The sequence below is a fragment of the Salipiger sp. ABN3_019 genome (assembly GCF_056158605.1).
Window position 1 is genome coordinate 2,611,418 of sequence record NZ_JBSWTP010000009.1, and the last position, 12,298, is coordinate 2,623,715.

Sequence of the window (12,298 nt, forward strand, 5' to 3'; positions counted from 1 at the left end):
CCCAGAGCCGCCGCGCACAAGGCCAATACGCTGTGGCGCAGGCATCGAAACTGCCAAGGATCGACGTTTCCGATCCGCTTGGCGAGGCACCGCGCCGCGCTGGCCAAAGAACCCGGCGGCGCGCGCGGCCCGCCCGCTCAATCCGCGGCTTCGTATTTCTCCAGAAAATCCTCGGCGGGCAGGTGCCGGAAATCCTCAAGCCGGGCGCGCAGCACCTCATGCGGCCAATCCCACCATGCCAGCGCCATCATCCGTTCGGCAACCTGCGGCGCATAGCGCGCGCGCAGCGGCTGCGCGGGCACGCCCGCGACGATCGTGTAGGGCGCCACATCCTTGGTCACCACCGCCGAAGAGGCGACGACCGCGCCATGGCCCACCGTCACCTCGGGCCGAACCACCGCGCCATGACCGATCCATGTGTCATGGCCGATATGGGCGCGGCGGGCGTGGCGGGCCTCGAAGAAGGCATCGTCCCGCCCCGCGTCATCCCAATAGTCGCCAGAGCGGTAGAGGAAGTGGTGCAGCGAGGCATTCTGCATCGGGTGGTCCGTCGGCCCGATGCGGCTGAAGCTGGCGATATTGGCGAACTTGCCCACCGTGCAATTGGCGATATCCGCATAGCGGTCGCAGTAGGAATAATCGCCCATCTGCACATGCGTCAGCCGCGAGCCGCGCCCGATCTCCACATAGGCGCCAAACTCACTCGCGGTGATCTCGCAATCGGGGTGGAGGAAGGGCGCAAGCCCGAGACGTGCCATTCAGAGCCCCTTGATCAGCTTGCGGCGCAGCCAGCCCGAAGCGCTGTCCATCGCCATGACCATCAGCACCACGAGGATGATGTAATAGCTCACCTCTTCCCAATCCTTCTGGGTGATCATCGCCTGCGTCAGCAAAAGCCCGATGCCGCCGCCGGTGATCGCGCCGATGATGGTGGCCGAGCGGGTGTTCGACTCCAGATAGTAGAGGATCTGGCTGATCAGCACCGGAACGATCTGCGGGATCACCCCGAAACGGTAGCGTTGCAGCGGCTTGGCGCCGGTCGAGGCGACGCCCTCGATCTGCTTGCCGTCGACATTTTCCAGCGCCTCCGAGAAGAGCTTGCCGAAACTGCCGGTGTCGGTCAGCAGGATCGCCAGCGCCCCGGTCAGCGGCCCGGGCCCAAAGGCGCGGCTGAGCACGATGGTCCAGATCAGCCCATCCACCCCGCGCAGAAAATCGAACACCCGGCGCATGGCAAAGCGCACCGCTGCCAGCGGCGCAAAGTTCTTGGCCGACAGGAAAGCCAGCGGCAGCGCCACGATCGCTGCCCCCATGGTGCCGAGGAAGGCCATCAGGATCGTCTCGAACAGCGCCCAGGCCACATCGGCATGGCGCCACATCTCATTGCCCCAGAAATCCTGCCACGCACCGACGAGATTGCCGCGCGCCGGGTCGATCTGCGCACCAAAGAGGATCTCTGCCAGACCATGCCCGTGATAGGGGCTGTCGAGGGTGAAGAAGAACAGCTCCCAGCCCGGGAAATAGCGGAAAAGCTCGGTTTTCGAACGGGTCAGCGCCACCCGCGCGCCATCGGCGGTGACTTGCAGGCGCGAGGACGAGGCGGAAATCCAGTCGGGCAGCCTCTCCTCGGGAAGGTTGCTCACCAATGTGCGCCCTTCGAGACGCGCCTCGATCAGACCATAGCCCGGCACCTCCCAGCGGAAGCCATTTTCCGGCAGCAGGATCACCTCCTGCCCGTCCTTCAGCATCACGCGCGTGCTGCCATCGGGCTGCGGGATCACCCAGTCGGGCCCCATGCCTTCGGGGTATTCGCCCTTGCGCTCACCCTCGATCGCCACCGCGACGCCGCCGCTGCGGTTGTCGCGCGTGACATGGGTCTTGTAGCTCCAGATGTCCGACAGCAGCGTGCGGGCGTTGTCCCAGCGCGCGCGCTCCGACAAGCCGGCGATGTCAAAGGCGAAGAAGATGTAGGTGAGATAGGCCAGCACCACCAAGGGCAGGCCGAAGGAAACCAGCCGCTTGCGGGCGAACTGCCGGTCGGCGGAGGCGTAGAGCGCGGCGTCGGCCATCTCAGTGGCCTCCTTTCTTGGACGAGATCATGGCGTTGCGCACATGGCTCGACAGTTGGTCAAAGACGACGATGGTCGCGAACAGCAGGATGAAAATGGCGGCGGCCTCGTCGAAACGCCCCTGCCCCCAGGCCATGGCGTTGCGCAGCTCGTAGCCGATGCCGCCTGCGCCGACGAAGCCGAGGATGGCGGAGGCGCGGATGTTGATCTCGAAGCGCAGCAGCGCGTAGCTGAAGTAATTCGGCGCCACCTGCGGCACCACGCCCAGCCACATGCGCTGCAGCCAGCTTGCGCCCACCGACGAGAGCCCCTCGACAGGCTTGAGGTCAGCGTTCTCATTGACCTCGGAGAAGAGCTTGCCGAGCGCCCCGGCGGTGTGCAGCGCGATGGCGATCATCGCGGGCACCGGCCCGCCGCCCAGCACGAAGATCAGCACCAGCGCGATCACGATTTCGGGCACCGCGCGCAGGATGTCCATGACGCGGCGGAAGACCGGGATCAGTCGTGGCCAGCGCGCCAGCCCGCGGGTCGAGAGCAGCGAGAGGATCATCGCCGCCGCCGCACCGATCAGAGTCGAGCAGGCGGCGATATTGATCGTCTCCACCAGCGCCGGGAAATATTCGACAAGGTGCCCCGGCAGCCGGTCGAGCTTGGGCAGCGTGTCGCGCAGGACGTCGGCGGGAAAATCGAAGATTTGCGGCAGCCCGCCCCAGAAGCCGCCCGCGTTGCGGCTGTCGGCCAGCGTGAAGCCCGAAATCATCAGCAGCGCGAAAATCGCAAGCGTCAGCCCGCCGTAGAGGCGCTTGCGGGCCATCAGCGCGAGGTAATTGGCGCGCGGATCATGGGGGGCATCGGGATACTGGGTCATGCGGCGGTCCTGCGGCTGGCCCGCGCCCGGCCCGGCCGCGCCCCGTCTGGGGCGGCGCATTCGGGCGGCAGCGGTCCGGGAAACGTAAAGGGACCCCGCGCATCGGCGGGGCCCCTCAGGTGGTCTGCGATCAGTTGATCTTCGAGCGGCGGGCCGCGACGATCGACTCATACTCTTTGTGGGTCACCGGGATGAAATCCTTGGCATCGCCCGCCGCCACGCCGTAGGCGCAATCGGGGTCTTCTTCCCAGAGGTTGGCGGTCAGCTCGGTGACACTGTCCTTGACCGACTGCGGCAGCGCCTTGCGCATCACGAAGGGGCCTTCGGGGATCACGTTCGACTGCCAGATCTGCACCAGATCGTTCATGTCGACGAGGCCCGCGTCCACCGCCTTGCGCAGCGCGCCCGAGTTGTAGCCGTCTTCCCAGTTGCCCTGACCGTCGGCCCAGGTCACGCCCGCGTCGACGTCACCGTTGTTGACCGCGACGATGGTCTGCTCGTGGCCGCCGGTGAAGACGACGTCGGAGAAGTAATCGCCCGGCTCCATCGAGTAGCCCGCTTCGGCGATCTCGATCGAGGGGATCAGGTAGCCCGAGGTCGAGTTCGGATCACCAAAGCCAAACTCCTTGCCCTTCAGGTCGTCGAGCGAGGTCACGCCGCTGTCGGCGCGGGCAAAGCCGATCGAATAGTAGCCGATGGAGCCGTCGGCGTTCTGCTTGACCAGAACCGGCTCGACCGCTTCGGGGTCGGCGATATAGGTGCCGGCGTAGGAGGAGGCGCCCATCCATGCCGCGTCGATGGTGCCGCCCAGCAGGCCCTGCATCACGCCATTGTAGTCGGCGGGGGTGAAGATCTTCACCTCGACGCCAAGCGCCGCGGCGATCTTCTCGGCGTAGCACTGGTTCGAGGCCAGACGGTCCTGCGCGTTCTCGCCGCCGAGGATGCCGAGACGGAACTCGGAGATTTCCTGCGCTTGGGCGGCGCCCACGAGCATGGTGCTGGCCAGAGCGGCTGCGATCAGTTTCTTCATCTTCTGTCCCTCATATAAGGAATTGGACCCGTCCCGATGGGCCCCTGGTGATCAGACCGCGACTTCCGCAGCCCGGATTTCCGTCGCGACCACCGGGTCGCGGATTTCGGTGGAGGTGGCGTTTTCCGAAAAATCGGCGCCAGCGCCGTAGATGTCGCGCGCGACGCCGGTGGTCAGCTGCGCCGGGGTGCCGTCAAAGACGATGCGCCCGTCGCGCATGCCGATGACCCGGTCGCAATAGCGCCGCGCCGTATCCAGCGTGTGCAGGTTGGCGATCACCATGCGGCCGTCTTCCTCGTGAATGCGGCGCAGGCTGTCCATCACCAGCTGGGCGTTCATCGGATCGAGCGAGGCAATGGGCTCGTCGGCGAGGATCACCTTGGGGTCCTGCATCAGGGCGCGCGCAATGGCGACGCGCTGCTGCTGACCACCCGAAAGCGCCTCGGCGCGTTTGGCGGCATGGGCGGCGATGCCGAGCCGCTCGAGAATGTCGATGGCGCGGTGCACGTCCTCGCGCGGGTAGAGGTTGAACATGGTCGACAGCGTGCTGCGCCGCGCCAGCGTGCCATGCAGCACGTTCGACACCACATCCATGCGCGGCACAAGGTTGAACTGCTGGAAGATCATCGCGCAGTCGGACTGCCACAGGCGCTTGTCCCCGCCCTTCAGCTGCAGCACGTCGCGGCCCTCGAACAGCAAACGCCCCTCGGTCGCATCGGTCAGCCGGTTCATCATCCGCAGGAAGGTCGACTTGCCCGCGCCCGACCGGCCGATGATGCCGATCATCATCGGCCGGTCGACGGTAAAGCTCGCGTTGTCCACGGCGGTGTTCGCGCCGAAGCGCTTCGTCAGTTTCTCGACGGTGAGCATGGTTCCCCCAGACTGTCCGGGGCGCTATGTCGCCCCGAACGGTATCGAGGCTGTGACGCTTCGGACTTAGTTCCATGTCGGTTCCATGAAGCTTTTTTGACGGCGCCATCGCGGCGGCATATCCGGACCTTTTCGCGCTCGCGCTGCCTGCGCCAAAGGCAAAACCCCTCTTCAGTGCGCGCGGCGCCCCGGAAAACACCCGCCGCGACGATGACGCAGGGGCATTGCCCTTGCCGGTCAACAGTGGTCTATGTCCGGACTAAAGCCCGCACGAGACTGGACCCCACACGTGCCCATAAGCCTGTCGAAGACCCCTGCCTCCCCTCCCAGCCTGACCGACCGTCTGATCGGCGCCCTGCTGATCCTGATCACCTGTCTGCTCATCCTCAAGGAATGGCATCTGGTCTCCTCCGGGCTCGATTACGCATTGGTCCCCGCCGTGACGCTGGTGGTGGCGCTGCTGGCGACGCAGGTCGCGCCGGGGCGGCGGTTCTTCGTGGGCCTCGCCATCGCGCTCAGCCTCGCCTTGGTCTGGCGCGTCGAAGGCTGGCAGCCGGTGCTGCTGAACGCCTTCCACTCCGCCGGGTTCATCGCCGCTTTCTTCGCCGCGCTCGCCACGCTGCGCAGCGCCGCGCAGCAGGCCAGCTCAATCCGTGCCGCGGGCAATTTCCTCGCGCTGCAGCCGCCGGGGCGGCGTTATCTGGCGCTCACGCTTGGCGGGCAGGCCTTCGCCTTGCTGCTCAACTACGGGGCCATCGCGCTGCTCGGCAGCCTCGCCACCGCCGCGGCGGCGGATGAGCCCGACGAAGAAATCCGCACCCATCGCACCCGCCGCATGCTGCTCGCGATCCAGCGCGGGTTCGTCGCCTCGCTGCCGTGGTCGCCCATGTCCTTTTCCATCGCCATCACCACCGCGCTGATCCCGGGCACCAGCTGGGGCTCTGTGGTGCTGCCGGCGATCGGCACCTCGGCGCTGATCACCCTGACCGGCTGGGCGCTCGACACGATCTTCAAGCCCAAGCTGTCGCATCCGCCCGCCCCCCGCGCTGCGCCCGAGGGCAGTTGGGCGCTGATGGCACCGCTGCTGATCCTGCTGGGTCTGCTGGTGGTCTCGGTGCTGATCCTGCAAAGCCTCACCGGCCTGCGCATCATCGCGCTGGTGCTGCTGGTGGTGCCCTGTATGGCCGCAGCCTGGGCGCTGCTGCAAAAGCGCGAGGGCAATCCGCCGCTGCGCGAGCGCGCCCGCACCTTCGCCTTCACCGAACTGCCCGCCTATCGTGGCGAGGTGACGCTGCTGATGATGGCCGGTTTCATTGGCACCGTCGGCGCGCCGCTGCTCGCACCGCTGGTCAAGGCCTCGGGCTTCCATCCCGAAGACCTGCCGCCCGCGCTGGTGCTGGTCAGCTTCGTCTGGATCATCCCGCTGCTTGGCCAGCTTGGCATGAACCCGATCCTTGCCGTGACGCTGATCGCGCCGCTGGTGCCCGCCGCCTCCGAGCTTGGCGTCGCGCCCGAGGCCATCGTGGTGTCGATCACCGCGGGCTGGGCCTTGGGCGGCATCAGTTCGCCCTTCACCGCCACCACGCTGCTGGTGGGAAGTTTCGGCAACGTCAGCGCCCGCCACGTCGGTCTGCGCTGGAACGGCAGCTACATGATCTGCATGCTGCTTCTGCTGTCGGCATGGGTGCTTGCCCTCGGCTATCTCATTCTCTGACCTCCAACTCGCGAAAGTTCCCCTATGAGCCTTGCCCAGACCCCGCCCATCTTTGACGGCCATAATGATCTGCTGCTGCGCCTGCTGCGCGGCGCCGTCAGTGCCAGCGACGTGGTCGGCGGGCTGAGCAGCGGCCACATTGACCTGCCGCGCGCGCGCTCGGGCGGGTTCGGCGGTGGCTTTTTCGCGGTCTTCGTGCCCAGCCCCTCGAAGTCGGGCGACGACATGGACGCGATGGCGCAGCCGCAATACGACCTGCCGCTGCCCGACATGATCCCCCATGCCGAGGCGCTGGAGACCACGTGGAAGGGGGTCGAGGCCTTCGAGGCGCTGGCCGAGGCGGGCGCCATCACCCCCTGCACCACCGCCGCCGAGATCGAGGTCGCGCTGACCGGCCCCAAGATGGCCGCTGTGCTGCACCTCGAGGGCGCCGAAGCGATCGGCCCGGACCTGAGCGAACTGCACGAGCTGCACGCCCGTGGGCTGCGCTCGCTCGGCCCGGTCTGGTCGCGCCCGACGATCTTCGGCAATGGCGTGCCCTTCCGCTTCCCCTCGACGCCGGATATCGGCGACGGGCTCTCCGAAGCGGGCAAGCGGCTGGTCAAGGAATGCAATGATCTCAAGATCATGATCGACCTGTCGCATCTCAACGAAAAGGGCGTCGACGATGTGGCCGCGCTGACCGATGCGCCGCTGGTCGCCACCCATTCCAACGCCTATGCGGTCACCCCGCATGCGCGCAACCTCACCGACCGCCAGCTTGCGATGATCGCCGAGAGCGACGGTATGGTCGGCGTCAACTTCGCCTCGGCCTTCCTGCGCCCCGACGGGCGGATCGATCCCTCCTGCAGCCTCGACGTGGTGCTGCGCCACTTCGACCATTTGATCGAGAAACTGGGCGAGGACCGCGTCGGCTTCGGCTCGGATTTCGACGGTGCGACGGTGCCCGAGGGCATCACCGACATCGCCGGTCTGCCCAATCTGCGCGCCGCCATGACCGCCCATGGCTTCGACGCCGCGCTGATGGAAAAGCTCTGCTCCGGCAACTGGCTGCGCGTGCTGCGCAAAACCTGGGGCGCATAACGCCCTGCCGAAGCGCTTGCCGCTTCGTCTAGACGCAAATATCCCGGGGGTCCGGGGGCAGCGCCCCCGGCTCTCTGCAGCCTTTGGGCTTTCGCACCCGGCCGCATCTGCTAGGGTCCTCCGCACCTAGGGGGGTCCCGGCAAGGGGCTGAGATACTGCTGGCATGCGTGCGGCGCAGTGACCCTTTGAACCTGATCCGGATCATGCCGGCGAAGGGACAGGTGGAGCTGACCGCATGCCCTCGCCGGCCTCATTTATGGAGGCCGCGCCCTTGAACACCCCCGACACAACTTCCCCTATGCCACCCCGCATCCCCAACGTGCTGACCATCGCGGGCACCGACCCCTCGGGCGGTGCGGGGATTCAGGCCGATCTCAAGGCCTTCAGCGCCAACCGTGCCTACGGCATGAGCGTGATCACCGCCGTGGTCGCGCAGAACACGCGCGGGGTGCGCGCGGTCGAGGCGCTGCCGCCAGAGTTCGTCGCGGCGCAGATCGACGCGGTCTTCGACGATGTGCGGGTCGACGCGGTGAAGATCGGCATGGTCGCCAACGCCGGGATCATCCGCGCCGTGGCCGAGCGGTTGCGGCCCCATGGCGCGCGCAACATCGTGTTCGATCCGGTGATGGTGGCCAAAAGCGGCGACGCGCTGCTCGACCCCGAGGCGGTCGCGGCGCTGCGCGCGGATCTGGTGCCGCTGGCGACGCTGATCACCCCCAACCTGCCCGAGGCGGCCGTGCTGCTCTCGCGCGGCGAGGACTGGAGCGCTGAGGAGATGGTCAAGGAACTGCCCGCGCTGGCCGCCATGGGACCAGAGGCGGTGCTGCTCAAGGGCGGCCATCTGACCGGCAGCCCCGAGAGCACCGACCTTCTGTGGTGGCAGGGCCAGACCCGCAGTTACAGCGCGCCGCGCATCGCCACCAAGAACGACCACGGCACCGGCTGCACGCTCTCCGCCGCCATCGCCGCGCTGCTGCCACGCAAGACGCTGCCCGAGGCAGTGGACGAGGCGAAGCGCTACCTGCAAGGCGCGCTGGCCGCGTCGGACCGGCTGCAGGTGGGCGGCGGCCACGGGCCGCTGCACCATTTTCACGAGATGTGGGGCTAGGCCGCGGCCCAGGCGCGGGCAATCTCCCGCGCCGCTGCCGCAGGGTCCGGCTGGCCGCAGATCGCAGAGACCACGGCAAGGCCCTGCGCTCCCGCCTCTTTCGCGGGCGCGGCATGATGCGCCTTCAGCCCGCCGATGGCCACCGCGGGCACCGGGCACGCCGCCACCTGCGCCGCCAGCCCATCCCAGCCCACGGGCTGCTTGTGGTCGGGCTTGGTGGGCGTGGCAAAGACCGGCCCGGCTCCCACATAATCCACCAGCGCGGGCGGAGCCGCCCGCGCCAGTTCCGGGCTTTCCACCGAGAGCCCCAGCAGCATCTCCGGGCCGACCCGCGCCCGCGCCTCGGCGGGGGTCATATCGCCCTGCCCCACGTGCAGCCCATCCGCGCCGATCACCCGCGCAGCCTCGACGTCGTCATTGACGATGAGCAGCGCGCCAGAGCCCGCCAGCGCCGCCTTCAGCGCCCGCCCGGTCTCGATCATTCGCACGGTGCCGCCGTCCTTGTCGCGCAGTTGCACCATCGTGGCGCCGCCCTGCACCGCCAGCCGCGCCGTTTCGACCATGCCGATCCCGGCGCAGAGGCCGGGATCAAGTACCAGATAGACCGACAGGTCAAAGCGCCTCATTCGGCATCCTCCAGCACCCGCAGATCGGCCCCGGCGTCCAGCGCCTCGGGCGTCAGCGCATGCAGCGCGTCGAGGAAGCGGGGCGCGAAACTACCCGGCCCCGTCGCATCCTCATGCGCGTGGCTCCCGGCCACGGCGTAGTGAGAGAGCGCCGCGACGGTGGCCTCGAACGGGTCGCCGCCGAGCCCCACATAAGCCCCGCAAAGGCCGGTGAGCGAACAGCCAAGCGCGGTGTTCAGCGGCATCCAAGGCGAGCCGCCGCCGATCCGCACGCCGCGGCTGCCGTCGGTGACGAAATCCACCGCCCCGGTCACCGCCACCACACCGCCGGTCTGCCGCGCCAGCGCGCGGGCGGCGGCCTCGGCGGCCTCCACCCCGTCGCGCCCGTCGACGCCCTGCCCGCGACTGACCTCTCCGGCGAGCGAGAGGATTTCGGAGGCATTGCCGCGCACCACCGTCGGCTTCAGCGCCAGCAGTTCGGCCGAGACCCGCCGCCGCAGCCCGGTCGCCTGACAGGCCACCGGATCAAGCACCCATGGCTTGCCCGCCGCCTGCGCCCCGGCGATGGCCGCGCGCATCCCTTCGACGAAAGGCTCGGACAAAGTGCCGATGTTGACCGTCAGCGCATGGGCGATACCCGCGAACTCGCCAGCCTCCTCGGCGTCCGAGACCATGGCCGGCGAGGCCCCCGCCGCCAGCAGCACGTTCGCGGCGATGTTCATCGCCACGTAGTTGGTGATGCATTGCACCAGCGGATTGGTGTCGCGCATCTCCTTCAACAGCAGTCCGGATGTCATGCCTTGTCCTCCTTCAGCGGCAGATAAAGCGCGCCGCCTTCGCGAAATTTTTCGGCCATCTTCGCCATGCCCTCTTTCTGGGCCTCGGCGCGGATGTCGTGGCTGATCCGCATCGAGCAGAACTTCGGCCCGCACATGGAGCAGAAATGCGCCACCTTATGCGCCTCCTTGGGAAGGGTCTCGTCATGCATGGACCGCGCCGTGTCGGGATCGAGCGCGAGATTGAACTGATCCTCCCAGCGGAACTCGAAGCGGGCGCGCGAAAGCGCATCGTCGCGGATCTGCGCCGCCGGGTGGCCCTTGGCGAGATCGGCGGCATGGGCGGCGATCTTATAGGTGATCACCCCGGTCTTCACATCGTCGCGGTCCGGCAGGCCAAGGTGCTCCTTGGGCGTCACGTAGCACAGCATCGCCGTGCCGAACCAACCGATCATCGCCGCCCCGATGCCGCTGGTGATGTGATCATAGCCCGGCGCGATATCCGTGGTGAGCGGCCCGAGCGTGTAGAACGGCGCCTCGCCGCAGGTCTCAAGCTGCTTGTCCATATTGGCCTTGATCTTGTGCATGGCCACATGGCCCGGCCCCTCGATCATCACCTGACACTCGTGCTTCCATGCCACCTGCGTCAACTCGCCCAGCGTTTCCAACTCGGCGAACTGCGCCTCGTCGTTGGCGTCGGCGATAAATCCGGGGCGCAGCCCGTCACCCAGCGAGAACGACACGTCATAGGCCCGCGCGATCTCGCAGATCTCGTCGAAATGCTCGTAGAGGAAGCTCTCGCGGTGGTGGTGCAGGCACCATTTGGCCATGATCGAACCGCCGCGACTGACGATCCCGGTCACCCGGTTCACCGTCATCGGGATCATGTGCAGGCGCACGCCCGCGTGGATGGTGAAGTAATCCACCCCCTGCTCGGCCTGCTCGATCAGCGTGTCGCGAAACACCTCCCAGCTCAGGTCCTCGGCGATGCCGCCGACCTTCTCCAGCGCCTGATAGAGCGGCACCGTGCCGATGGGCACCGGCGCGTTGCGCAGGATCCAGTCGCGGATGTTGTGGATGTTGCGCCCGGTCGACAGGTCCATGACCGTGTCGGCCCCCCAGCGCGTCGCCCAGACCATTTTCTCCACCTCCTCGGCCATCGAGGAGGTCACCGCCGAGTTGCCGATATTGGCGTTGATCTTCACCAGAAAGTTGCGCCCGATGATCATCGGCTCAAGCTCGGGGTGGTTGATGTTGGCGGGGATGATCGCGCGGCCCCGGGCGATCTCATCGCGCACGAACTCCGGCGTCACATGGTCAGGGATCGACGCGCCCCAGTCCTGCCCGTCGCGTTCGAGCTGCGCCTTGGCGGCCTTGCGCCCGAGGTTCTCGCGGATGGCGACGAACTCCATCTCCGGCGTGACGATCCCGGCGCGGGCATAGGCCATCTGGGTGACCGCTTTGCCGTCCTTGCCCCGGCGCGGCGCATGGCGGACGGGAAACTCGGGCACCAGCCGCGCGCCTTCGGCAAAGCCATTGTCCTCGGGCTTCACATGGCGGCCATCGTAGCTTTCGGTGTCGGCGCGGGCGCGAACCCAGCCCTCGCGCAGGCGCGGCAGACCGCGGTCGATGGCGATCTCGGCGCCGGGGTCGGTATAGGGGCCGGAGCTGTCATAGACGGTGACCGGCGGCTCACCGGCGGACGGGTGCAGGTCGATCTCGCGCATCGGCACGCGGATCTGCGGGTGCAGCGTGCCCTCATGCCAGACGCGCCGCGAGGCGGGCAGCGGCCCGCAGGTGACTGTTGGGGTCAGGTCTTTCATCGGTCGGAGCCTCCAAGCTCGAAGCGGTGGAGACCCAGTTCCGGTGCGTGAATGGGGTGACATCGCTGCGGCCAAGGCGCGGGTCTGCCCCGCTTGTCCTATCCGCAAGATCCGGGGCGCAGAGCCCCCGGCAACGCCAGTGCACCATCCCTACGCCAGTATGAACTGGATCAGGTTCGTCGGGTCACTGCGCTGCGCGAACGCCAGCAGAATCTCAGCCCCTTGTCGGGACCCCCCGGGTGAGTGGCGCCACCCTGCGGCGAGTCGGGTCGGGCGTCAAGGTGCGGCCTCGGCCCGGCGGGGGGCGGGCGAAGGCGGTCGGAGGCGTAT

11 protein-coding genes and 2 riboswitches are annotated in these 12,298 nt (G+C 67.6%); of the genes, 3 read left to right on the forward strand and 8 right to left on the reverse strand.

What is annotated here, in order from left to right:
• Positions 1-137: 137 nt before the first annotated feature.
• The 5 genes from ACXAD2_RS20810 to phnC all read right to left on the reverse strand — a co-directional run bounded on the left by ACXAD2_RS20810 (position 138) and on the right by phnC (position 4,837).
• Complete coding sequence (locus ACXAD2_RS20810) at positions 138-758, reverse strand: LbetaH domain-containing protein (RefSeq protein WP_475174113.1); 621 nt, start codon at positions 756-758, stop codon at positions 138-140.
• Positions 759-2,069: a phosphonate ABC transporter, permease protein PhnE gene (gene phnE / locus ACXAD2_RS20815; protein WP_475174118.1), complete on the reverse strand. Its 1,311-nt coding sequence runs from the start codon at positions 2,067-2,069 to the stop codon at positions 759-761.
• 1 nt (position 2,070) lies between these two features.
• Positions 2,071-2,937: a phosphonate ABC transporter, permease protein PhnE gene (gene phnE, locus ACXAD2_RS20820; protein WP_475174122.1), complete on the reverse strand. Its 867-nt coding sequence runs from the start codon at positions 2,935-2,937 to the stop codon at positions 2,071-2,073.
• Positions 2,938-3,067: 130 nt separating this feature from the next.
• On the reverse strand, positions 3,068-3,967 hold the full coding sequence (gene phnD / locus ACXAD2_RS20825) for a phosphonate ABC transporter substrate-binding protein (RefSeq protein WP_066101124.1): 900 nt from the start codon (positions 3,965-3,967) through the stop codon (positions 3,068-3,070).
• A 51-nt stretch (positions 3,968-4,018) separates the two neighbouring features.
• Positions 4,019-4,837: a phosphonate ABC transporter ATP-binding protein gene (phnC, locus tag ACXAD2_RS20830; protein ID WP_475174126.1), complete on the reverse strand. Its 819-nt coding sequence runs from the start codon at positions 4,835-4,837 to the stop codon at positions 4,019-4,021.
• A 289-nt stretch (positions 4,838-5,126) separates the two neighbouring features.
• Between phnC and ACXAD2_RS20835 the strand changes: the two genes are divergently transcribed.
• The 3 genes from ACXAD2_RS20835 to thiD all read left to right on the forward strand — a co-directional run bounded on the left by ACXAD2_RS20835 (position 5,127) and on the right by thiD (position 8,743).
• Complete coding sequence (locus ACXAD2_RS20835; RefSeq protein WP_224902553.1) at positions 5,127-6,551, forward strand: hypothetical protein; 1,425 nt, start codon at positions 5,127-5,129, stop codon at positions 6,549-6,551.
• 24 nt (positions 6,552-6,575) lie between these two features.
• On the forward strand, positions 6,576-7,634 hold the full coding sequence (locus tag ACXAD2_RS20840) for a dipeptidase (protein WP_475174130.1): 1,059 nt from the start codon (positions 6,576-6,578) through the stop codon (positions 7,632-7,634).
• Positions 7,635-7,752: 118 nt separating this feature from the next.
• Positions 7,753-7,871: riboswitch (TPP riboswitch) on the forward strand.
• Between the two features lie 62 nt (positions 7,872-7,933).
• Positions 7,934-8,743, forward strand: coding sequence for a bifunctional hydroxymethylpyrimidine kinase/phosphomethylpyrimidine kinase (gene thiD, locus ACXAD2_RS20845; RefSeq protein ID WP_475174994.1), 810 nt, complete (start codon positions 7,934-7,936; stop codon positions 8,741-8,743).
• Here thiD and thiE read toward each other — a convergent pair.
• From thiE to thiC, 3 genes are read right to left on the reverse strand one after another with little or no spacing between them, the layout of a single operon-like run.
• Positions 8,740-9,369: a thiamine phosphate synthase gene (thiE, locus tag ACXAD2_RS20850; protein ID WP_475174133.1), complete on the reverse strand. Its 630-nt coding sequence runs from the start codon at positions 9,367-9,369 to the stop codon at positions 8,740-8,742. The genes thiD and thiE overlap by 4 nt on opposite strands.
• Positions 9,366-10,166, reverse strand: a complete 801-nt coding sequence (gene thiM, locus ACXAD2_RS20855) for a hydroxyethylthiazole kinase (protein ID WP_475174138.1) — start codon at positions 10,164-10,166, stop codon at positions 9,366-9,368. Before thiM ends, thiE begins: the two co-directional genes overlap by 4 nt.
• Complete coding sequence (thiC, locus tag ACXAD2_RS20860; RefSeq protein ID WP_475174141.1) at positions 10,163-11,968, reverse strand: phosphomethylpyrimidine synthase ThiC; 1,806 nt, start codon at positions 11,966-11,968, stop codon at positions 10,163-10,165. Before thiC ends, thiM begins: the two co-directional genes overlap by 4 nt.
• A gap of 129 nt (positions 11,969-12,097) precedes the next feature.
• Positions 12,098-12,216: riboswitch (TPP riboswitch) on the reverse strand.
• Positions 12,217-12,298 lie beyond the last annotated feature (82 nt).